The 21,400-nt window shown below is 49.5% G+C and carries 18 protein-coding genes; 7 read left to right on the forward strand and 11 right to left on the reverse strand.

Annotated elements, in window-relative coordinates; translation table 11 throughout:
- Positions 1 to 202 precede the first annotated feature (202 nt).
- Positions 203 to 658, forward strand: coding sequence for a GNAT family N-acetyltransferase (locus NYE70_RS19500; protein ID WP_341047650.1), 456 nt, complete (start codon positions 203 to 205; stop codon positions 656 to 658).
- A 4-nt stretch (positions 659 to 662) separates the two neighbouring features.
- On the opposite strand, the gene NYE70_RS19505 is transcribed toward NYE70_RS19500, so the two are convergent.
- The 9 genes from NYE70_RS19505 to NYE70_RS19545 form a co-directional block, all read right to left on the reverse strand.
- On the reverse strand, positions 663 to 968 hold the full coding sequence (locus NYE70_RS19505; protein WP_211022056.1) for a hypothetical protein: 306 nt from the start codon (positions 966 to 968) through the stop codon (positions 663 to 665).
- Between the two features lie 226 nt (positions 969 to 1,194).
- Positions 1,195 to 2,154, reverse strand: coding sequence for an ABC transporter permease (locus tag NYE70_RS19510; protein ID WP_211022054.1), 960 nt, complete (start codon positions 2,152 to 2,154; stop codon positions 1,195 to 1,197).
- Position 2,155: 1 nt separating this feature from the next.
- A complete protein-coding gene (locus tag NYE70_RS19515) occupies positions 2,156 to 3,229 on the reverse strand; it encodes an ABC transporter permease (RefSeq protein WP_211022052.1) in 1,074 nt (357 codons plus the stop codon).
- On the reverse strand, positions 3,222 to 4,760 hold the full coding sequence (locus tag NYE70_RS19520) for an ABC transporter ATP-binding protein (protein ID WP_341047652.1): 1,539 nt from the start codon (positions 4,758 to 4,760) through the stop codon (positions 3,222 to 3,224). The genes NYE70_RS19515 and NYE70_RS19520 overlap by 8 nt, the downstream gene beginning before the upstream one ends.
- Before the next feature lie 121 nt (positions 4,761 to 4,881).
- Entirely contained in the window at positions 4,882 to 5,958 is a 1,077-nt protein-coding gene (locus NYE70_RS19525) for a BMP family lipoprotein (protein ID WP_211022192.1), read from the reverse strand.
- Between the two features lie 367 nt (positions 5,959 to 6,325).
- Complete coding sequence (gene rplT, locus NYE70_RS19530; protein ID WP_108464861.1) at positions 6,326 to 6,685, reverse strand: 50S ribosomal protein L20; 360 nt, start codon at positions 6,683 to 6,685, stop codon at positions 6,326 to 6,328.
- A gap of 33 nt (positions 6,686 to 6,718) precedes the next feature.
- Positions 6,719 to 6,919, reverse strand: a complete 201-nt coding sequence (gene rpmI, locus NYE70_RS19535; RefSeq protein ID WP_211022049.1) for a 50S ribosomal protein L35 — start codon at positions 6,917 to 6,919, stop codon at positions 6,719 to 6,721.
- 72 nt (positions 6,920 to 6,991) lie between these two features.
- A complete protein-coding gene (gene infC, locus NYE70_RS19540; RefSeq protein ID WP_211022046.1) occupies positions 6,992 to 7,486 on the reverse strand; it encodes a translation initiation factor IF-3 in 495 nt (164 codons plus the stop codon).
- 449 nt (positions 7,487 to 7,935) lie between these two features.
- Positions 7,936 to 9,168 (reverse strand): glycosyltransferase family 2 protein, encoded by a 1,233-nt coding sequence (locus NYE70_RS19545; RefSeq protein WP_211022044.1) that lies wholly within the window; start codon positions 9,166 to 9,168, stop codon positions 7,936 to 7,938.
- A gap of 794 nt (positions 9,169 to 9,962) precedes the next feature.
- On the opposite strand from NYE70_RS19545, the gene NYE70_RS19550 reads away from it, so the two are divergent.
- Complete coding sequence (locus NYE70_RS19550; RefSeq protein ID WP_213656073.1) at positions 9,963 to 10,490, forward strand: phosphatase PAP2 family protein; 528 nt, start codon at positions 9,963 to 9,965, stop codon at positions 10,488 to 10,490.
- A gap of 51 nt (positions 10,491 to 10,541) precedes the next feature.
- Complete coding sequence (locus NYE70_RS19555; RefSeq protein WP_211022040.1) at positions 10,542 to 11,678, forward strand: MGDG synthase family glycosyltransferase; 1,137 nt, start codon at positions 10,542 to 10,544, stop codon at positions 11,676 to 11,678.
- 70 nt (positions 11,679 to 11,748) lie between these two features.
- On the opposite strand, the gene trmB is transcribed toward NYE70_RS19555, so the two are convergent.
- Positions 11,749 to 12,456, reverse strand: a complete 708-nt coding sequence (gene trmB / locus NYE70_RS19560) for a tRNA (guanosine(46)-N7)-methyltransferase TrmB (RefSeq protein ID WP_213656072.1) — start codon at positions 12,454 to 12,456, stop codon at positions 11,749 to 11,751.
- A gap of 397 nt (positions 12,457 to 12,853) precedes the next feature.
- On the opposite strand from trmB, the gene NYE70_RS19565 reads away from it, so the two are divergent.
- The 4 genes from NYE70_RS19565 to NYE70_RS19580 are packed head-to-tail and all read left to right on the forward strand — an operon-like array spanning position 12,854 to position 15,780.
- A complete protein-coding gene (locus NYE70_RS19565) occupies positions 12,854 to 13,804 on the forward strand; it encodes a TIGR01212 family radical SAM protein (protein WP_211022036.1) in 951 nt (316 codons plus the stop codon).
- A gap of 3 nt (positions 13,805 to 13,807) precedes the next feature.
- On the forward strand, positions 13,808 to 14,419 hold the full coding sequence (locus NYE70_RS19570; RefSeq protein WP_211022034.1) for a class I SAM-dependent methyltransferase: 612 nt from the start codon (positions 13,808 to 13,810) through the stop codon (positions 14,417 to 14,419).
- On the forward strand, positions 14,409 to 14,807 hold the full coding sequence (locus tag NYE70_RS19575) for a VOC family protein (RefSeq protein WP_211022032.1): 399 nt from the start codon (positions 14,409 to 14,411) through the stop codon (positions 14,805 to 14,807). The genes NYE70_RS19570 and NYE70_RS19575 overlap by 11 nt, the downstream gene beginning before the upstream one ends.
- A gap of 43 nt (positions 14,808 to 14,850) precedes the next feature.
- A complete protein-coding gene (locus tag NYE70_RS19580; RefSeq protein WP_213656070.1) occupies positions 14,851 to 15,780 on the forward strand; it encodes an alpha/beta fold hydrolase in 930 nt (309 codons plus the stop codon).
- 77 nt (positions 15,781 to 15,857) lie between these two features.
- On the opposite strand, the gene NYE70_RS19585 is transcribed toward NYE70_RS19580, so the two are convergent.
- Positions 15,858 to 21,356, reverse strand: a complete 5,499-nt coding sequence (locus NYE70_RS19585; protein WP_341047659.1) for a HAMP domain-containing protein — start codon at positions 21,354 to 21,356, stop codon at positions 15,858 to 15,860.
- Between the last annotated feature and the right edge of the window lie 44 nt (positions 21,357 to 21,400).

Genomic DNA, 21,400 nt, shown 5'->3' on the forward strand with positions numbered 1-21,400 from the left:
CTCCCTCGAATCCGGATTTTGCTGGCCCGGGAATAGACCCTGCAATCCTGCCTCCGATCCCGTCCGCCCCCGGTTTCATCGGCTTCTTATTTCCATCGGAACGCTTCGGCCCCCTCCTGTCATATGATAAAAGATAACGCCCACTTTTATGCATGTGGTGAGTCCGAATCCGGTACTCACAGTGAGGAGGATTACGAGTGAAATGATACGCTACAGAAGGCCCAAACAAGATGACCCCGTGATCAACGACCTGATTCATAAGGAGCTTGTCCCCTATTCCCACCTGCCCCCCAATGAATTAAAGACGGTCATTAATGATATTCCAAAGCGGCTTACCCGCGGGGTAACGCTGGTGGTTTCGCCCAACTATGAAGCCGACCCGGTGGCGTTCATCCACTTTATGGTGCACGGCGAGCTATTATATATCGACATGATGGCTGTTGCACCCGCGCACCGGCGTAACCGCCATGGCAAGACCTTGATGGCCCAGGCGGAAAATTTCGCCGGATCGCGGGGTTGCAAACGAGCCAAAGTCATGGTGGATCGGGACAATACCCGTGCCCACGTGTTCTATCGCAATCTCGGTTACCATACGGTCCGCTATGTCCCATTGTCCCAATGTTTTGAACTGGAAAAGAAACTGCAGATTCGCTATTGATGTATTACCAGAATCCCCCGTAAGGGTATCCGTAAGGACCGTAAGGACCATAGCCTCCGTATCCGCCATAGCCGCCATAACCATAACCGCCGTAGCCGTAAGGAGCCGAGCCGATCGCAAGCAGGTCAAACAACACGAGCGGAATAATCGCTTTGGTTTTTACCTTTTTGCGTGAATTCTGAGCCACAATCAGACGGTTGCCGCTTATTTTAACCAATTTACCGGTAACCATGCTGCCATCTTTTTTGTAGGCGACAATACTTTTACCCAGCCATTTTTCGGCTTCCTTCTTCGTCACCGTTCTTCCCATGGTAACCCTCCTCAAAATGTAATCAAATAGCCGGGTTTGTTTACGATCCAGTGGGGATCTTACGATTCGGCTATTTCGCGTTCAAGTCACCATATTCATTTTCGGCTGTCTCGGCTTGCGCCATCGCCCTTCAACTATCCAAAATAGGCCGGCCCCCCCTCTTGAAACCACGGCAAATATGAAAAAAAGCCCTGCAGGGTGTTTGCCTGCAGGGCTTTTTGAAATATTATCTTTTTGATGGATCATAAGGTGCTCCCAATGCGGATGGAGCCGAAGAACGGCCGACCGCGCTGACCAGCACAATGATCGTCAATACATAAGGAATCATAAAAATGAATTCCTGTGGAATGCTTCTCGACCACTCGAACAATTGAACGTAGTTCCGGATCGCTTGGGAGAAGCCGAAGAACATAGCCGCCCCAAAAGCTCCCACCGGATTCCATTTCCCGAAGATCATAGCAGCGATCGCGATAAAGCCTTGCCCGGAAATCGTATTGTGGGCAAAGGTACTTGTCGTAGTCAGCGTAATCGTTGCACCGCCGATGCCGGCAAGCGCGCCGCTGATCATTACGCCGATATAACGCATTCTCGATACGTTGACACCCAGCGTATCTGCAGCGCCCGGATATTCGCCGACAGAGCGCAAGCGAAGACCAAATGGCGTTTTAAACAGCACATAATAAGCGACACCAACAAGAATCAGCGCCAGATACGTCGTTGGATACGAATTGAAAAATCCTTCACCGATGACCGGAATATCACGTAAGAACGGAATCTCGATTTTGTGGAAAACCTTAATCAACGGCGTTTCCGCAGAACCGTTAAACAGCATTTTGACGATATAGACGGTTAAGCCCGCCGCCAAAAAGTTGATTACGATACCGCTGATCGTCTGGTCTGCCTTAAACGTAATCGAAGCGACGGCATGAATAAGCGAGCCCAGAATACCGACCAGAATAGCGGCGAAAACACCGATCCATGGGGCCATGCCTCCTAGACCTGCTTCCTGGGCGTAGTAAGTCCCTACCCCGGCCGCGAACGCACCGAAGATCATCAAACCTTCCAGGCCGATGTTCACCACGCCGGAACGCTCCGAGAAAATCCCGCCCAGAGCCGTAAAAATCAGCGCGGTCGAAAATACAAGGGTTGAATTGAGCAGTTGACCTAGCAGCGTAAGAACGTCCATATTACAACACCTTCTCTTTCTTGCGCTTGAGGTAGAATGGCTTCAGCACAAAGCGGACGATGCCTTGCGCGGCAATGAAGAAAATAATGGAACCGATAATGATCTTGATCAGCTCTGGCGGAACGCCCGCTGCAAAGCTCATTCCTGCCGATCCGTAAGTCAATACGCCGTACAGGATAGCAGCCAGGACGACCCCGAACGGATGGTTCATACCGAGAAGCGCCACCGCGATTCCATCGAAGCCGTATCCGGGAGAAGCCGCAAAAACCGACTGATAATGAAATACGCCAAGCACTTCGAAGGCTCCCGCCAAGCCGGCGAACACCCCGCTGATGAACATGGCTTTCACGACGTTGCGCCCCACGTTCATTCCGGCATACTCAGCCGCATTCTGGTTAAAGCCAACCGCACGCATTTCATAGCCTTGTTTTGTTTTCCAGAGATATACGTAGAAGAACAAAGCAGCCAACAGGGCGATCACGATCCCCCAATGCACCCGGGCATTGTTGAATATGCCGGATAGGAATGTCAGAGCAGCCGAAGCTCCGATGTCCTCCGAACGGTTCTGCCCTTTGAGAAGAAAGAAATGACGGATTACATAGTTGGATAAATAAAGGGCTGTCCAGTTTAACATGATCGTCGTTATAACTTCGTTGATGCCTCGTTTTGCTTTCAAGTATCCGGCGATCGCTGCCCACAAGCCTCCGGCAACTCCCCCGGCAATTACGGACACGGGCACGACAATCGACGACGACACGCCCGACATGGACAGTGATACGGCCGTAGCGCTTGTCATCCCGATGAGAACCTGTCCGTCGGCACCGATGTTAAACATCCCGGAACGGAAGGCAAAAGCCACGGCAAGCCCGGTAAAGATCAAAGGCGTGATCTGTCGGATCGTCTCCCCAAAGTCATACGGATTACCCACAACCCGTTTGATTAGGGCACTATATGCTTCGAACGGATTGTATCCGCCCAATAACATGACGACCGCCCCGACGATCAAGCCGAGGAGAATAGCCACGAGCGGTACGATCAGGCTGTCCAGGGTAAAGATTCTGCGCAATCTACTCATCCGATTGTCCTCCCTTTTCCATGAAGCCCGCCATCATCAGACCCAGCTCTTGGTCATTCGTATTCTGAGGAAGCACCTCGCCGACAATTCTGCCTTCATAAATGACGGCAATCCGGTCGGATACATTCATAATTTCATCCAGCTCAAACGAAATAAGCAATACGGCTTTCCCTTGATCCCGTTGACCGATCAGTTGTTTATGGACGAATTCGATAGCTCCTACGTCCAGTCCGCGTGTCGGTTGGGCGGCGATCAACAGATCCGGATTTTTATCTATTTCCCGCGCAATAATTGCCTTTTGCTGGTTGCCGCCCGACAGGGAGCGGGCTTTGGTCTCTATGCTCGGTGTACGAACGTCGAAATCCTGTACCAGTTTCTCGGCATTTTTATCAACAACCCGGCGATCTAGAAACCCGTTTTTGCTGAAAGGAGATTTATAATACGTCTCCAAAACCATATTCTCACTGATGGAAAAATCCAGCACAAGCCCATGCTTGTGACGGTCTTCCGGGATATGAGACAGGCCGCCCTCGATAATTTTGCGCGCCGGCAAGTTCGCGATCTCTTTGCCTGACAGTTTAATCGAGCCCGAGTCAATTTTACGAAGCCCTGTAATGGCCTCGATCAGCTCGGATTGTCCATTGCCGTCCACGCCTGCGATCCCGACGATTTCTCCCGCTTTGACTTCCAGGTCCAATCCATTCAAAACGGAGACCCCTTGTTTATCGTTCATCTTCACCTGATTTAACTGCAAGACAGGTTGTCCGATAACCGGAGCGTCTTTCTCAATTTTGAACGTAACGCCGCGGCCGACCATTTTCTCAGCCAGTTCGTTCGGATTGGTATTGTCGGTATCCACGGTATCGATCACTTTGCCGCGCCGAATAATCGTTACACGGTCGGAAATTTCCATAATTTCTTTTAATTTGTGAGTAATCAGGATGATTGACTTTCCTTCCGCAACCAACCGCCGCATAATCGCCATTAATTCCACGATTTCCTGCGGGGTCAACACGGCCGTCGGCTCGTCAAATATAAGAATATCCGCGCCGCGGAACAAGGTCTTCATAATTTCCACGCGTTGCTGCATTCCGACCGAAATATCTTGGATTTTGGAGTTTGGATTAACGTGAAGACCATACTGCTCCGACAATTTCGCCACTTCGGCGGACGCCGATTTATAGTCGATATTAAGCCCTTTCGTCGGTTCCATACCAAGAATAATATTCTCAGTGACCGTGAAAGGCTGAACCAGCTTGAAATGCTGATGAACCATGCCTATTCCTAATTTTATCGCCTTGTTCGGATTATCGATCGTTACCGGCTTCCCGTCGATCTCAATGGAACCCTCGTCCGGCTGATAAAGCCCGAACAAAATATTCATCAAAGTAGACTTGCCTGCCCCATTTTCCCCTAGAAGCGCATGAATTTCCCCTTTGCGCAAGGTCAGGCTGATTGAATCGTTGGCTACTATACCGGGAAAACGCTTCGTGATTTGCTTCAACTCGACTACGGGAGCCGCGGTGCTCATGAAATCACCCTCACCATTCTGGGATTTACGCAAACAACAAGGCCAGTTCATACAACACTGGCCTTGCCTGCTTATGCTTTATTTTACTATCCGGCCGAAACCGCCGTAAAGAATAGATTTATTATTCTGCCGGAACTGTGATTTCACCATTGATAATTTTTTGTTTGTACTCTTCCACTTTATCAAGAACTTCTTTGCTGACATTCTTCGAGGAAGTGTCGGCAATGCCTACGCCGTCGTCTTTCAGAGTCAGGTTCGTAATTTCGCCGCCTTTGAAAGTTCCGTCAATAACTTGTTGAGTTACGTTCTTCACCGCTACATCAACCCGTTTGATCATCGATGTCAAAGTTACTTCATCACCAAACTCAAGCGATTGGTCCTTATCCACGCCAATAACCCACAATTTTGTAGCACCGCCTGCATTGTTACGTGCAGTGGCTTCGTTAAATACGCCGTTACCAGTTTGTCCTGCAGCAGGGAAAATAATATCCGCGCCGTTGTCATACAACTGGCTGGCAAGCGATTTACCGATGTCCGGCTTATCATAAGCGCCTGCGTAAGTGATTTTCACTTCAGCATCCGGATTAACTGCTTCTACGCCGGCTTTGAAACCAACTTCAAAACGTTTGATAACCGGGCTTTCAGCACCGCCGATAAATCCGATTTTATTCGTTTTTGTAGTCAGGCCTGCAACTACCCCAACCAGGAACGAACCTTCGTTCTCGGCAAAAGTAACGGATTCAACGTTAGGCGCGTCGACAACGCTGTCGATGATCGCCAGTTTAACGTCCTTGTTAGCGTCAGCCACTTGCTTCAACGCATCGCCCAAATCAAAACCGATTGCCCAAGTCAGGTCATAACCGCCTTGCACAAACTGGTTCAGGTTAGGGATGTAGTCCGAGCTGCTGCTGCTTTGCAAATACTTGTGTTGGATGCCTTGTTCCTTGTTCAGGGCTTCAAGAGCTTCCCATGCGGATTCGTTAAAGGATTTGTCGTTTACGCCGCCAATGTCCGTAACAAGACCGACCTTGATGTCGGATGCTTTACTTCCGCCGTTGTTACCACCATTGCTGGCTTCTGTTCCTTTGTTGGACGAGCCACCGTTGTTTGCTGCATTGTTCTTGTTGTTGCCGCATCCCGCCAAAATCATCATCACAGCAAGTACCATGACTAAAGAAAATTTGAAGGTTTTGTTCATTGACTTCATTGACGATTAATCCCCCTTAAAATATTGTGACCATTTTTGACCTCTGTACAGGACGATTATACATTTAAAACCGCCTAAAATCCATACCTTTAATGACCATAGGTTAAATAAGTTTCGCCTTTTTGTGAAATGAAACGCTTACCTTCGACACAATTCACATACAACGTTCGCTATGTGTCAATTTGGGAGTGTCGAAGATTTGCTTTCCTTTTCTTTACCCTTCATCTTTCCCAATATCAGGGTTCTCCACACACACACAGAATAACCCAGTAAAAAGACGGTTGACTCTATAAAATGAAAACAGCCGTCGTTCCCGGTTAAATTCCAACCAGGACGACGGCTGTTTGTACCGTATTTATTAAGCGTTGATTTTTTCTTTAGCTACAGTAGCCAAAGAGTTGAACGCGTTAATGTCGTTTACGGCCAAGTCGGCCAACATTTTACGGTTGATGTTTACTTCAGCCAACTTCAAACCGTGCATCAATTTGCTGTAAGACAAACCGTTCATGCGAGCAGCCGCATTGATACGAACGATCCACAGTCTGCGGAAGTCGCGTTTTTTCGTGCGACGGTCACGGTATGCGTACAGCAGGGATTTCATAACCTGCTCGTTAGCTGTTTTGAAGATGCGGTGTTTCGAACCAAAATAACCCTTTGCCAATTTCAATACTTTTTTATGACGACGACGAACCACGAATCCGCCTTTTACTCTTGCCATATCAATAAACCTCCCAATAAGTTGTGTTAATAATTACTTCAGGTTTGCAAGTTGTTGTTTCAAACGGCTAACGTCGCCGGAGTATGCCACAGGGCTGTTCGCCAATACACGTTTAGCGCGTTTGGATCTATGGGACAGCAAGTGATTGCGATTCGCTTTGTAACGTCTTACTTTACCGGTACCGGTAATTTTGAAGCGGTCTTTAAGACTGCTGTGTGTTTTCATTTTAGGCATTGTACTTCCCCCTCAAAATTTGTGAGTTGCTTGCTTGCGAAGTTCGCCTTTGGCGAAATCACGAAGCCGCGTTTAGTTTTTAGGTGCCAAAATCATGATCATGCTGCGGCCTTCCAATTTTGGAAGACGTTCCACCGTCGAAAGTTCAACGACCTCTTCTTTGACGCGATCGAGAATTTTCTTACCGATGTCGGCATGGGCAATTTCACGGCCGCGGAAACGAACCGAGCATTTCACCTTGTCGCCGTCTTTCAAAAATTTGATCACATTGCGAAGCTTCGTCTGAAAGTCGTGTTCCTCAATGTTGGAGCGGAACCATACTTCCTTGATGTCCACTATCTTTTGATTCTTACGGGCTTCCTTCTCTTTCTTCTGTTGCTCATAACGGAACTTGCCGTAGTCCATAATCCGGCATACCGGAGGTTTGGCCGTCGGTGCCACGTTAACCAGATCCAGATTCAAGTCGATTGCCATTTGCAGCGCTTCGCGAATCGGCGTGATACCAATTTGTTCGCCTTCCGCACCTACCAAACGCACTTCTTTGGCCCGTATCTCATCATTGATCAAATGTTCTTTACTGATAACTCTCCACCTCCAAGGATTTTCTTGTCTTAAGACGGATATTGCAAAATAAAAAGGGATGCAGGTTACCGCCCGCATCCCAAATTGATCAATTCTTCATGAACATACCATTCACAAATCATCGGATCAAAACCAGCCAACGTAATCGTCGGACAGGTGAGAAGCCATGGCCTCTGCTTGCAATCCAAATACTATTCATTGCAACACTCAAACACTTTAACACATGCCGTCAGGCCGTGTCAAGACTTTGATTCAAGATTCGATGCCGAATCCGCTTCTCAACAGCTATGCTTCGTGATAAGAAAAACTTTATCGATGAAATTCTCGGAAGCCAGACCGCGTTTAGCGGAAGTTTTTCTTGCGAATATAGAATTGTTCAGCTCCGCTGAAAACTAATAATTCTATAATCTTCAAAGTCCGGTTTTTGAGTAACCTTATCCTTTTTGGACTTCTTCTAGACGTACTACCCGTGTATGCTGCGTATGACTCCATTGTTTGTTGTTCTGGGTAAAGAACGCGTAGAAAGTAATCGGCCACCAGGAAATCAGGTAAATCGGGAACAGCACCAGATAAGCGTACACCTTCTTGAACTTGACCTTTTCGAGAATCATGGCTGCCAAGAAAATGAATACGTTAGCTGCAATCGCCACAAACGAGATCCACAGCGGGAACTTGGCGTACAGCGTTTCAAAGTTCGGTCCGCCGAACAAGGACTGGTCCGCCCAAATAAAAGCGGTCAACAGAAAAGTCAGCAACACGATATATACGTTAGCTCCGTAAATAGCCATATCGAGCTTAACCAGGTTACGTTCCTTGATGCTCTTCCACAAAAGCGGGAAGAAATATCTGCGGGCTACCGTAAAGTGTCCCTGCATCCAGCGTAAACGCTGACGCGCGGACGCTTTGAAGGTGAGCGGCTTTTCGTCAAACAGCTTGGCATCGTAATTGAATACCGGGTAAACCCCGCGTTCCACGCAGCGCATCGTGAACTCCAAGTCTTCCACGAGGCTCGTTGCTCCCCAGCCGATTTCTTTCAGCAGCTCGGTTTCAAAACACATCCCCGTACCGCCGAGGAAGTTAGCCATATTCAAATTGTGGCGGGACAACTGCCACAGACGGTTACAATACCAATAGGAGATCCCGTAAGAAGCTGTAATCCAGGAGTCTTCCGGGTTCTTGGTGTCAATGTATCCCTGAATGACCCGGGCGCCGGAGCAGAGGTCATTGTTCATTTCGCTCAGAAAATCGGGATGCGCCAAGTTGTCGGCGTCAAACATTACGACGGCATCATATTGCCGTGGCATTTTCCACAATTGCTTGAGCATCCATTCGATCGCGTAGCCTTTGCCGCGCAAATTCGTATTGGTACGGACGCAAGCGTTCATTCCGTGACTCCGGACAATATCCGCCGTACTGTCGGTACAGTTGTCGCAAATGACGAATACGTCGTAAAGCTCTTTCGGATAATTCAGATGCTTCAGATTTTCCATCAGGGCACCGACGACTTTTTCCTCGTTATGTGCTGCTACCAATACTGCAAAGGACTTGGATGGAGCATGGCTTTCTTTTTTCTTTTTCTTGTACATGCCAAACAGCGATAAACCGAACTGGTACACCCCGATCACCGCAAGCACGACCTGCAGCGATATTAAAATGGCGTCCATCATGATCTCTAGTACCCCCTTTTAACTCCCTTTGATTTTTTTAGTTTTTTTAGATCTTACGGAGTTTTGTTTTTATGACCCTTTGTGACATGCTGTGTGAATTCTGAAAATCTCTTTTCATTTTCAACGCTTTTTCGATTTTCCATGACTTTGTATCATTTGTCAAACCGCTGTAAACCCTGCGTAGAGCAAAATCCGACGGAAGTAACCCTATATTTGCGCAAAGCACCGCCGCAACCAGCAATCATTGCGGTTAGTTCTTATTTTCATCAATTTTGACGCTTTTTATTTCTTTAGTCCCCCTTTTTTTCAAATTGTTAACTCTATATAAAATCAGTCGTTAATACACAAACGAAAAAAAACAAAAAAAGTTTACTCAATAACTCATTTTCCTTTAAACTTTTTTGCTATCATTTGAATCAATATCCAGAAGCGAGATTCACAAGAATTCAAAAAAAGGGTATATTAACTCACAAAGTCCCCTGATCTTGAAAAAGGCCACGGAATCAAAATATGATGAGACTTACCTGAAAATGCCATTACTGCATTGCACTTTTTACTTTAACGTGCGAGTTCAAAAAGTCAGGTTTTCAGGACCAAGAAGGTTGGATGAAGTTAGGGACTGAGTAGCGGAGCGTACAAGGGTACGTGAGCAACGGAAGGCCCGGCTGAATTCAAGATTCGACGTCGAATCCGCTTCACGATCTGCTTCGTCGTGGAAAGATGACTTTTTGAACAACCTCTTAACGGCAAATTTAGGCCGTATCTTGCGGCAGACCAAGCGCGGAGGGATCTTTATGAACCGATTGCTTCAAAAATTAATACAACTGGATCAACGACTTTTTGTAGGAATCAACGGACGCTTGCACCGAAGCTTTCTTAATTTCTGGCTGTACCATCTCACTCATTTGGGGGGCGCCTGGTTTACTATTTTATCTACCCTTTTTATTTGGATCGTCGCCCCGGCGCCATGGAACAAAGTTGGCCTTCAAGCCTGTGTCGCCCTGGCGATCAGCCATATTCCGGTCGCTTTGGCTAAAAAAACATATCCGAGGGTCCGTCCGTATTTGACCCTTCCCGGAACCAATACGTTTCGGAATCCGCTCACGGACCACTCTTTTCCTTCCGGACACACGACTGCCATTTTTTCGGTTACTATGACCTTTATGGCAGTGCAGCCGGCCCTTGCGTTCATTCTCGGCCCGCTGGCTCTGATCGTCGCGGTATCCCGCATTTATTTGGGTTTACACTATCCTTCCGACGTGCTTGCAGGGGCCGTAATCGGATCTTCCGTCGCCCTTGGAACGGTTGCATTATGGGCGTAAAGGGGATATTGTAAATGGTAGAAAAACCTTGCAGGAAAAGGTGAAACTAAAGTGCAAAAACAAAGAGTCTTGCTTTTATCTGAGGGGTTTGGAGCCGGACATACACAGGCGGCGTATGCGCTCTCCAGCAGTTTACGCAAAGTGGCACCACATGTGCAGACTAAAGTCCTAGAACTGGGCAGTTTCTTAAATCCTAGAGTGGCGCCGATCATTATTACCGCCTATAAGAAGACGGTATCCACCCAGCCACGGCTTGTTCGAATGATGTATCGAAGCAATTATAAGAAATCATTAAACCGATTGACGACGCTAGCTCTCCATCGGATATTTTATACCCGTACGATTCAAGTAATCCGGCAGCTCCATCCCGACGTTATCGTCTGTACTCACCCGATTCCGAGCGCCATTATATCGCGGATCAAGAGGCTCGAGCTCCTGGACGTTCCGCTCTGCACCGTGATTACCGATTATGATGCGCATGGGACGTGGGTCAGCCGGGAAGTAAACAGCTATCTCGTATCCACCGAACAAGTTAAGCAGAAGCTGCTTGAGCGGGGAGTCGAAGAAGAGAAGATCCGGATTACCGGCATTCCGGTGCATCCGAATTTCTGGGAACGCCACGGGAAAGATGATATCCGGGCCCAATTTAACCTGAAGAACATGCCGACGGTGCTTGTTATGGGGGGCGGCTGGGGCTTTATGAAAGATGAGGCGGTCAATTCGCACCTAGCCTCATACCGGGACCAAATCCAAATCATCTTTTGCTTCGGCAGCAACACCAAGTCGCTGGAGAAGATGAAGAAGGATCCGCGTTATATCCATGAGCATATCCACCTGCTCGGATTTACCAGGGAAATCGACAAGCTGATGGAGGCTTCCGATCTCCTCATTACCAAACCCGGGGGCATGACCTGCACCGAAGGGTTGGCCAAGGGAATTCCGATGCTGTTCCACAAGCCGCTTCCGGGGCAAGAGGAAGAAAATTCGCAGTATTTCACCTCGCAAGGATGGGGTACCCCGATCAGCTCGCTGGATGACATTACCAAGTGGATTAAACGGCTGACTAACAATTATGACGAAGTCGTGCGAAACCGTGAAGAAGTGCTCGAACATATCGCCAGTTATTATCCGCTGCAAAGTGCGCAAGCCATTATGGATCTTATAGAACGCAATAAGGTGACGTCTTAAAATTGCAACCTTCCCCGTTTATAAAGACAAACAGGCCTCCGGAATAATCCGGAGGCCTGTTTGTCCATTGTTAAAATTGATCCATTTTATGTTCGTGGTAACGGCGCAGGGCCGACTCGCCAACCTTGACTTCGCAACGATAAATGGGCATCCCTTGTCCCACGAATTTGCTCTCGTATTCCGTCATGACATGGTTCTCGTTAATACCTTCACCGTGCAAATTTAGCGAAATTTGATCCATCTGCAATCCGGTCGCGGCAAAAGAATTCAGGGAGAATTCAAACAGCTCCCGCGAATCAGTTTTGAAATGAATCTCTCCTTCTTCATTCAGCAGCGTCCGATACTTATCCAAAAAGCGCGGGTGTGTCAGTCTTCTGCGCCCATGCTTCTTTTTCGGCCAAGGATCGCTAAAATTCAAATAAATCCGTTCGACTTCGCCCGGAGCAAAGAACTCCTCGATGGATTCGATGTTGCCTAAGGCAAGCCGGACGTTTGCCGGATTCTCTCCGTCGTGTCCGGACCAGATATTTCGTACCTTTTCGCTTGCCCGGCGGATTAATTCATCATACATATCCATCCCCACAAAATTGCAATCCGGATGTTTAAAGCTCATTCCGCTAATGAATTGCCCCTTACCCATGCCAAGCTCGATATGAAGTGGACGGTCGTTTCCGAAGATCTGCGACCATTTTCCTTTATATTCCCGGGGATCCAGCACGACCAGGTCTTGCTGTTGCTCCAAATTCTCCCGGATTCCTTTTCTACCGCGTAAACGCATGTCATTCCTCCGCTTTCATGTATATGCAAACTCATTACTCCATTACTGAAACATTTTGCCGAAGTTCGAACTAAAAGTAAAGAGATAAAGTACTCTTTCATGTACAAATGAAAAAGGAATCACTTCGCACCGCCGGGGAGACGGTACGCGAGATTCCTTTTTCGATATATTTTGGAATTGGGGTCCAAACGTATGTCAGTTACACTTAAAATAACATAATCTGTAATTCATCGCAAGAAAACACCCCTAGGCAAATTCCCCTTTTTACTTGATTTTTGATACAATGAATCATGTGAACCCGCTTAACCATAGGGTTTGGACCACTTTATACGACACAAAAACTTATTTTGTGACAATTAATAACAATCTCATGCAGAGCGAGGATAAGGGAGTAAAGATGACTACAACACTATCAGAAACACCCGCTATTTGGGGTGACAAACGATTTCATACCTGGAACACAGAGATGCGGCAACAGTTCGGGGAAAAAGTATTTAAAGTGATGCTCGACGCAGGCTTCACCTGCCCGAACCGGGACGGTTCGATCGCTAAAGGAGGATGCACATTTTGCAGTGCGCGAGGCTCCGGCGATTTTGCCGGAAGCCGCAGGGACGATCTCGTCACGCAGTTTAACACGATCCGGGACAGACAGCATCTGAAATGGCCCAACGCCAAATATATCGGTTATTTTCAGGCTTATACGAATACGTACGCGCCTGTGGAAGAGCTGCGTGAATATTATGAAGCCATTCTGGAGCAACCAGGCGTAGTCGGTCTCTCGATCGCAACGCGGCCTGACTGTCTCCCCGACGATGTCGTCGACTATTTGGCCGAGCTTAATGAACGCACATATCTGTGGGTGGAAATGGGACTTCAAACCATCCATGAATCCACCTCCACATTAATAAATCGCGCTCACGACACCCAATGTTATCTGGAAGCCGTAGAGAAGCTGCGCAAGCGGAACATCCGCGTCTGCACCCATATTATTTACGGACTGCCCCAGGAAAGCCACGAAATGATGCTGGAAACCGGCCGGGCCGTCGCTAAAATGGATGTGCAAGGCATCAAGATTCATCTACTTCACCTGATGCGCAAAACGCCGATGGTCAAGCAGTATGATGCCGGCCTCCTGCGCTTCCTGGAAAAGGACGAATATGTGAAGCTCATCGTAGACACGCTGGAATTTCTGCCGCCCGAAATGATCGTCCACCGCCTAACCGGCGATGCTCCCCGCGACCTGTTAATCGGTCCCATGTGGAGTCTCAAGAAATGGGAAGTGCTGAACGCGATCGATGATGAGCTTAAACAACGAGACACCTGGCAAGGTAAATATTGGAGGGGATAACAAATGGGCTTTCTCTCTGTACTAAGCTTTGCCCACAAACTGGCGGGCGAGCGATTGCAGCCTGGCGATAGTGCAGTAGACGCTACGGCAGGCACGGGTGCCGATACCCTCTTCCTTGCCAAAGCTTGCGGTCCGCGCGGGAGCGTATTCTCTTTTGACATCCAGGCCGAGGCTCTTGCATTGACGCAAGCCAGACTGGATAAGGAAGCAAGCGCCCCGCTCTCACCCGTGACGCTGCTGGAGAGCAGCCATGCGGACATGGAAACGGCACTGCCACCGGAAGTCCGGGGCAAGCTAGGCGCAGTCATGTTCAACCTAGGGTATTTACCCGCACAGGGGGCAGACCCTGCAGTAATTACGCATACGGAAAGCACCTTAAAGGCGCTTAACGCAGCTGTAAGGCTTCTGAAGCCGCGCGGCCTGCTCACCGTTGTTCTGTATCCGGGCCACCCCGGAGGCGACGAGGAAGCGGCGGCTGTGGAAGCCTGGGCGGCAGCACTTCCGCAATCGGCAGGACAAGCCATGTTATACCGGCAGCCGCAGAAGCCGGCGTCGCCATATCTCATTGCAGTCGAAAAAAAACAAAGTAAAGAAGGGGATAACGATGCCAGTTAAAAAGATGGAGCATGTGGGCATCCGCGTAACAGCGCTTGAAGATTCCATTGAATTTTATGTCCGGGTGATCGGACTTAAGCACTTATACACCGTAGGGGAGGTTGACGAGCCGCTCCGCCTGGCCTTCTTGACCTTCCCGGGTCAGGAATCCGTAGAACTTGAACTGGTTTATATCCGCGATGGTGAAGATCTGCCGCGTGAGGGTAAAGTACACCATATAGCATTTACGGCCAGCGGCATACAATATGAATATGAGCGGATCGCGAAGCTCGGTCTATCGGGCCTTGATCCCGAAATCCGTTCCTTACCGAACGGGAACCGGTTCTTCTTTTTTAACGGACCGGACGGAGAAGTGATCGAGTTTTTCGAGCCGGCGCATTTGGCTTAACGCGAAAGAGATTTCCAAATATCCAAGAAGGAAGTGCTGGAGCATGCGGGAACAAACTTTCAAATTTGAAAATGATGCCGGGCAAGAGGTGTTTGTCTATGAATGGTCTCCCTCCGACCCGTCGCTCCCTCTGCGGGGAGTGCTGCAAATCGCCCACGGCATGAGCGAGACGGCCGAGCGATATAAACGGTTTGCGGAGGTTCTGACGAGCGACGGCTTCGTGGTTTACGCCAATGACCACAGGGGTCATGGTCGAACCGCCGCCGGGCCGGAAGAGCTTGGCTGGCCCGGCAAAGACGGCCTGAACGGCATGGTCCGCGATATGATTGCCCTGGGCGAAATTATTCAAGAAAGGCATGCCGGCCTTCCTCTTTTTCTGATGGGACACAGCATGGGATCTTTTTTGACGCAGAAAACGATGTATACCGGACCGGATAGATACAAGGGGTTTATTCTGACCGGAACCAACGGTCCGAGAGGTCTCCTTTCCTTCGGCCAAAACCTGGCGATTTTGCAGTCTAAGCTTCAGGGTCCTGATCATCCCAGCCTGCTCATGAACGCTTTGTCCTTCGGCAGCTTCAACAAAAATTTCATGCCGATGCGCACGCCATTCGACTGGCTGTCCAGGGATGAACGGGAAGTGGATAAATACATAGAAAATCCGCTCTGCGGTTTTGTTTGCAGCGCCGGATTTTTCGACGGGCTATTCGGCCTGCTGCGTGAAATCCACCGTCCTGACCGGATGGCCAAGATTCCAAAGGATAAGCCGGTTTATATTTTCGGGGGCGAACAGGACCCCGTAGGCCTTCAAGGAAAAGGCGTCCGCAGACTTGTTGCTCTCTATGAACAGTTGGGGCTTCAGAATGTTGATGTCCGGCTGTACCCGGGAGGAAGGCATGAAATGCTCAACGAAAGCAACCGGGATGAGGTGAGCCGCGATACCGCGGATTGGCTGATCCGGCATACGGGTTAAACTGCCTTCTTCAAAAATATTTTAACGACAAAGGGACCGCTCCAAAGCCATCTGGCTTGGGCGGTCCCTTTTAACTTCTACTTATTATCCGCTTCAGGTTCCCCTTCGATCGGATGGTCAAGCCAGCTCCGGATCAAGGAAAGCAGCTGTGCGCTGTTCACAGGCTTCGTAATATAATCGGAAGCTCCCGCCTCCAGACAAGCCTCACGGTCCCCGCTCATCGCTTTAGCCGTTAATGCGATAATCGGCAGATTTTGAAACTCCGGCTTCTGACGGATCGCCCGGGTCGTTTCGTACCCGTCCATAATCGGCATCATAATATCCATCAGTACGATTTCAATGGATGGCGTTTGCTCCAAAATCTGGATCGCCTCCTGCCCGTTCTCCGCAGGGATTACCTTCATGTTATGACGTTCCAGAATCGTTGTCAGTGCAAAAATATTCCGAATATCATCATCTACGACGAGCACCTGCTTGGACGTGATCATCTCGTCGGATTCATGCAGCTTCACCAGCTTCTCCCGCGACTCAGCCGGCAGGTTCTCAGCCTTGCGGTGCAAGAATAAGCTGGATTCGTCCATCATTTGAATCGGCGTTTTGACTTCTTTGATCACGGACGATTTCATAAGATCCTCAAGCTGACTCTCTTGCTCCTGAGTCCACTTCCGATTGCGGTTCAGAATAATCGGAACGGATTTATTTTGCATATTCTTATGAATTTCATGAACCAGGCCAAGCACGTCCGTATTGCTCAAATCATTGTCGATCAGAATGACGTCAAAGCTGTGATTTTTGAGTTGATTCAAAGCTTTGCGGCCTGTATCTGCAGTAATGATCTCCAAATCGTTGTTGGCAAGAAGCTGCACCGATTCATCGCGGCGGTCGTTGTCGCTCATGACGATAAGCAGACGATGCTTCTCCCGTGCCGAGAACTGTTTCAGTTGATCCAGCTTCGACTCCAGCTCTTCATTGGTTACAGGCTTCCCTAAATACTCATACACGCCTTTCTGACGCAGCGGAATTTCGTCTTCTTCCACCGTGATAACGCAAATCGGAATATGCCGGACACTCAGATCATTCTTCAATTGGTCGATAACCAGCCAGCCGTCCATATCCTTTAGACGTAGATCAAGGGTAATGGCATCCGGACGGTATTTCTGAGCAAGCTCCAATGCCCCGTTGCCCCGGGTTGTAATGATCACCTTGATTCCTTTTTTATGCAAAATATCAAGCAAAATCACGTTGAATTTAACATCGTCTTCCACGATCAAAAATACACTGTCCCCCGGCTCAATGGAATCCCGGTCGTCCTGGATGACCTTCTCTTCCCTCGGCGTGCTTCCCCGTTTGGATTCGCGAGGAGTTACATCGATGACTTCCGGTACGTATTTCGGCGGCTGAACCGGCGTCTCCTGGCCCGATTCTTCCTCCGGCTCATGACCGGGAACATCGGTATACAAGGGCAGGTACAGATTAAAGACGCTGCCTTTATTCACCACGCTGTACAAGGTAATTTCTCCGCCTAACAAAGTCGCAATCTCGCGCGAGATAGCAAGTCCCAGGCCCGTGCCTCCGTATTCCCGGCTCGTGCTTCCGTCGGCCTGTTGGAAAGCTTCAAATATGATCCCCTGCTTTTCAATGGGAATTCCGATACCCGTATCGCTAACCGAGAAGCAAACCACTTCTTTGGCCCGGTTGAGTCGCTCGTTGCCGGCACTCCAGCCATCAACGGCCTTATGGATATGAAGGACGACCTGTCCTTCTTCCGTAAACTTGAAGGCATTGGACAACAGGTTTTTCAGAACCTGCTGCAACCTTTTCGGATCCGTTACCATTTTATCCGGAAGGCTTGGATCCAGCTTGATCAAGAAGTCCAGCTTCTTGTCATCGGCCATAAGGCCAAAGGTTCGTTCAAGCCCTTCGGTGATATCCTTCATCTTGAATTCGTTATAATCGGCGGTTACTGTACCAGACTCGATTTTGGACAAATCGAGAATGTCATTGATCAGTTCAAGCAGCTCTATCCCTGCATCCTGAATCGTCTCCGCGAATTTCACCTGATGGTCCGTCAGATTCTGGTCGGGATTCTCGGAGAGTTGCTCGGCAAGTAGCAGCAGCGAGTTCAGCGGAGTCCGGAGTTCATGGGACATATTGGCCAAAAATTCGGATTTGTAACGCGAGGTAAGAGCGAGCTGTTCCGCTTTTTCCTCAAGGATCCTTCTGGCAATTTCGACTTCGTTGTTTTTGCTCTCCACTTCCGCTTTTTGAAGAACGAGCAGTTTCGCCTTTTCCTCCAGCTCTTCATTCGTTTCCTGCAGCTCCAACTGCTGGTTTTGCAGTTCTTCCGTCAAGGACTGGGACTGCATCAGCAGCTCTTCCGTCCGGCGGTTGGCCTGCATCGTATTGATTACGATCCCGATCGATTCCGTCAACTGATCAAGGAAATCGAGATCGATATCGGTGAAGCGACGGAACGAAGCAAGCTCCAGTACAGCGAGCACCTGATCTTCAAAAATAATCGGCAGCAGCACGATATTAAGCGGTGCCGATTCGCCGAGGCCGGAGGAAATCATGACATAATCTTCGGGAACATTGGTCAGCAGGATTCGCTGCTTCTCGATCAGACACTGGCCTACGAGGCCTTCCCCGGTCCGGAACTGATTCGATAAATGCTTCCGCTGCTGATAAGCATAGCTGGCGAATAACACTAATGTAGCTTCGCCGTTCACCGGCTCGTTGATATACATAACTCCGTGCTGCATCGAAACCAGAGGAGCAAGTTCGGATAGAATCATGCGGCATACGGCATACAAATCCCGTTGACCCTGCAGCAATCTTGAGAATTTGGCCAGATTCGTCTTCAGCCAATCCTGCTCCGTATTAATCCGGGTCGTTTCCTTCAGGTTGCGGATCATCTCGTTTACGTTATCCTTCAGTTCGGCGACTTCACCCGCTGCCGCCACATCAATGCTTCGCGACAAATCCCCTTTGGTTACGGCGGTAGCGACAGTCGTGATCGCACGAACCTGAGAGGTAAGCGTACTGGCCATGTAGTTTACGTTGTACGTCAAATCGCGCCACGTACCGGCCGCTCCCGGCACATTGGCTTGTCCGCCCAGCTTGCCTTCCGCGCCGACTTCACGAGCCACCGTTGTTACTTGATCCGCAAAAGTAGCGAGCGTGTCGATCATATTGTTAATCGTATCGGTCAGTTCCGCAATCTCACCCTTAGCTTCCACCGTGAGCTTCTGCTTCAGGTTCCCGTTTGCGACAGCCGTGACTACCTTCGCGATGCCCCGTACCTGGTCTGTCAGGTTAGCCGCCATAATATTAACGTTGTCGGTCAGATCCTTCCAAATGCCGCCGACGCCGCGAACTTGTGCCTGTCCGCCCAGCTTGCCGTCGGTGCCGACCTCGCGCGCAACGCGCGTAACCTCGGACGCGAACGAGTTAAGCTGGTCCACCATCGTATTGATCGTATTCTTGAGTTCAAGCAGTTCGCCCTTTACATCGACGGTGATCTGCTTCGATAGATCCCCGTTGGCTACCGCCGTTGTAACGCCGGCGATATTGCGCATCTGAATCGTCAGATTGCTGGTCATCGTATTTACCGTATCGGTAAGGTCTTTCCAAGTACCGGATACGTCCTTCACATCCGCCTGAGCGCCCAGCTTTCCTTCCGTGCCGACCTCGCGCGCAACGCGCGTCACCTCGGACGCGAACAGGCTTAGCTGGTCCACCATCGTATTCATCGTATTTTTCAGTTCCAGGATTTCGCCTTTGGCATCTACGGTGATTTTTTTGGACAAATCCCCTTTGGCTACCGCAGTCGTTACTTCGGCAATACCGCGGACCTGATCGGTCAGATTTCGGGCCATGTTATTCACGCCCTCGGTCAAATCCTTCCAGGTACCTCCGACGCCTTTCACCTCGGCTTGTCCGCCGAGTTTACCTTCGGTACCGACTTCCAGCGCCACCCGCGTAACCTCGGATGCAAAGGTAGACAGCTGATCGACCATCGTGTTGATCGTATTTTTGAGCTCCAGAATTTCGCCCTGCACATCCGCAGTAATTTTCTTGGAGAGATCCCCGTTCGCAACGGCGGTTGTAACAACGGCAATATTTCGGACCTGGTTCGTCAAGTTGGACGCCATGTAGTTTACGCTCTCCGTCAAATCGCGCCATGTACCGGCCACGCCGCGAACCTGGGCTTGTCCGCCGAGCATCCCCAGCGTACCTACCTCACGGGCCACCCGCGTAACCTCGGACGCAAAGATGGACAATTGATCCACCATGATGTTGATCGTATTCTTCAGCTCCAGAATTTCGCCCTTCGCATTTACCGTAATATGCTTGGACAAATCCCCTTTGGCTACCGCGGTCGTAACCTCCGCAATATTTCGGACCTGGTTCGTCAGGTTGGACGCCATGTAGTTTACGCTCTCCGTCAAATCGCGCCATGTACCGGCCACACCGGTAACCTCGGCCTGTCCGCCGAGAATGCCTTCCGTACCGACCTCTCTCGCCATCCGCGTTACCTCGGACGCAAAGGTCGACAATTGATCCACCATCGTATTAATTGTATTTTTAAGCTCGAGAATTTCGCCCTGCACGTTTGCAGTGATCTTCTTCGATAGATCCCCGTTCGCGACCGCGGTCGTGACGACGGCGATATTCCGCACCTGATCGGTCAAATTGGAAGCCATATCATTAACGCTGTCCGTCAAATCCTTCCAGGTGCCCGATACACCTTTCACATCAGCCTGACCGCCCAGCTTGCCTTCGGTGCCGACCTCGCGGGCCACCCGGGTCACTTCCGAGGCAAACATCGATAACTGGTCGACCATCGTGTTGATGGTGTCTTTCAACTCCAGAATTTCGCCCTTCGCATTAACGGTAATTTGTTTCGTTAAATCGCCGGTCGCGACAGCCGTCGTCACAGCGGCGATATTCCGCACCTGGTTGGTCAAGTTCGCAGCCATATTGTTTACGCTGTCCGTCAGGTCCTTCCAAGTCCCGGATACGCCCTTTACATCGGCTTGACCGCCGAGTTTGCCTTCGGTACCCACTTCCCGGGCAACCCTGGTCACTTCGGATGCAAAGGTACTAAGCTGGTTGACCATCATATTAATGTTATTCGCGGTTCTTAAGTATTCCCCGGTCAGAGGCCTTCCTTCGAATTCAACCTCTACCTTCTGCGTCAAGTCCCCCTGTGCAACCGCATTGATTACACGGGCAACTTCGGCGGTTGGCTGCACCAAATCGCTGACAAGTCCATTGAGCGATTCAACGACAAGCTCCCAAGATCCGCCGGTATTTTTATGATTAAATCTGCGGGTAAGCTTGCCTTCCTTGCCCACCACTTCGGCCACAGTGCGGATTTCTCCCACCAGGCTTTCCTGCATGTCCATAATTTCATTAAACGTGTCTGCCACTTTGCCTGAGATGCCCGTCCGGTCGTAGGGCAAGCGGAAAGAGAAATTCCCTTTTTTCATAGCCATTAAAGCGTTCAGCAATTCCGCGACATCGATTTGATCGTTCGACGACTGGTTCCGCTGTTGTTCCTGATCCGACATCTTCAATCCTCTCCCGACATTGTTGTATATTGATTTATTTACAA

It is taken from the genome of Paenibacillus sp. FSL R5-0407, from assembly GCF_038009185.1.
Classification (GTDB): Bacteria; Bacillota; Bacilli; order Paenibacillales; family Paenibacillaceae; genus Fontibacillus; species Fontibacillus vini.

What these genes read in the sequence shown, in the direction of transcription:
- trmB (WP_213656072.1), bottom strand. Translation starts at nt 12,456, where the DNA reads ATGCGTTTACGCGGTAGAAAAGGAATCCGGGAGAATTTGGAGCAACAG.
- NYE70_RS19510 (WP_211022054.1), bottom strand. Translation starts at nt 2,154, where the DNA reads ATGGACGTTCTTACGCTGCTAGGTCAACTGCTCAATTCAACCCTTGTA.
- rplT (WP_108464861.1), bottom strand. Translation starts at nt 6,685, where the DNA reads ATGGCAAGAGTAAAAGGCGGATTCGTGGTTCGTCGTCGTCATAAAAAA.
- rpmI (WP_211022049.1), bottom strand. Translation starts at nt 6,919, where the DNA reads ATGCCTAAAATGAAAACACACAGCAGTCTTAAAGACCGCTTCAAAATT.
- NYE70_RS19550 (WP_213656073.1), top strand. Translation starts at nt 9,963, where the DNA reads ATGAACCGATTGCTTCAAAAATTAATACAACTGGATCAACGACTTTTT.
- NYE70_RS19565 (WP_211022036.1), top strand. Translation starts at nt 12,854, where the DNA reads ATGACTACAACACTATCAGAAACACCCGCTATTTGGGGTGACAAACGA.
- NYE70_RS19570 (WP_211022034.1), top strand. Translation starts at nt 13,808, where the DNA reads ATGGGCTTTCTCTCTGTACTAAGCTTTGCCCACAAACTGGCGGGCGAG.
- NYE70_RS19575 (WP_211022032.1), top strand. Translation starts at nt 14,409, where the DNA reads ATGCCAGTTAAAAAGATGGAGCATGTGGGCATCCGCGTAACAGCGCTT.
- NYE70_RS19585 (WP_341047659.1), bottom strand. Translation starts at nt 21,356, where the DNA reads ATGTCGGATCAGGAACAACAGCGGAACCAGTCGTCGAACGATCAAATC.
- NYE70_RS19515 (WP_211022052.1), bottom strand. Translation starts at nt 3,229, where the DNA reads ATGAGTAGATTGCGCAGAATCTTTACCCTGGACAGCCTGATCGTACCG.
- NYE70_RS19500 (WP_341047650.1), top strand. Translation starts at nt 203, where the DNA reads ATGATACGCTACAGAAGGCCCAAACAAGATGACCCCGTGATCAACGAC.
- NYE70_RS19525 (WP_211022192.1), bottom strand. Translation starts at nt 5,958, where the DNA reads ATGAACAAAACCTTCAAATTTTCTTTAGTCATGGTACTTGCTGTGATG.
- NYE70_RS19520 (WP_341047652.1), bottom strand. Translation starts at nt 4,760, where the DNA reads ATGAGCACCGCGGCTCCCGTAGTCGAGTTGAAGCAAATCACGAAGCGT.
- NYE70_RS19505 (WP_211022056.1), bottom strand. Translation starts at nt 968, where the DNA reads ATGGGAAGAACGGTGACGAAGAAGGAAGCCGAAAAATGGCTGGGTAAA.
- NYE70_RS19545 (WP_211022044.1), bottom strand. Translation starts at nt 9,168, where the DNA reads ATGATGGACGCCATTTTAATATCGCTGCAGGTCGTGCTTGCGGTGATC.
- NYE70_RS19580 (WP_213656070.1), top strand. Translation starts at nt 14,851, where the DNA reads ATGCGGGAACAAACTTTCAAATTTGAAAATGATGCCGGGCAAGAGGTG.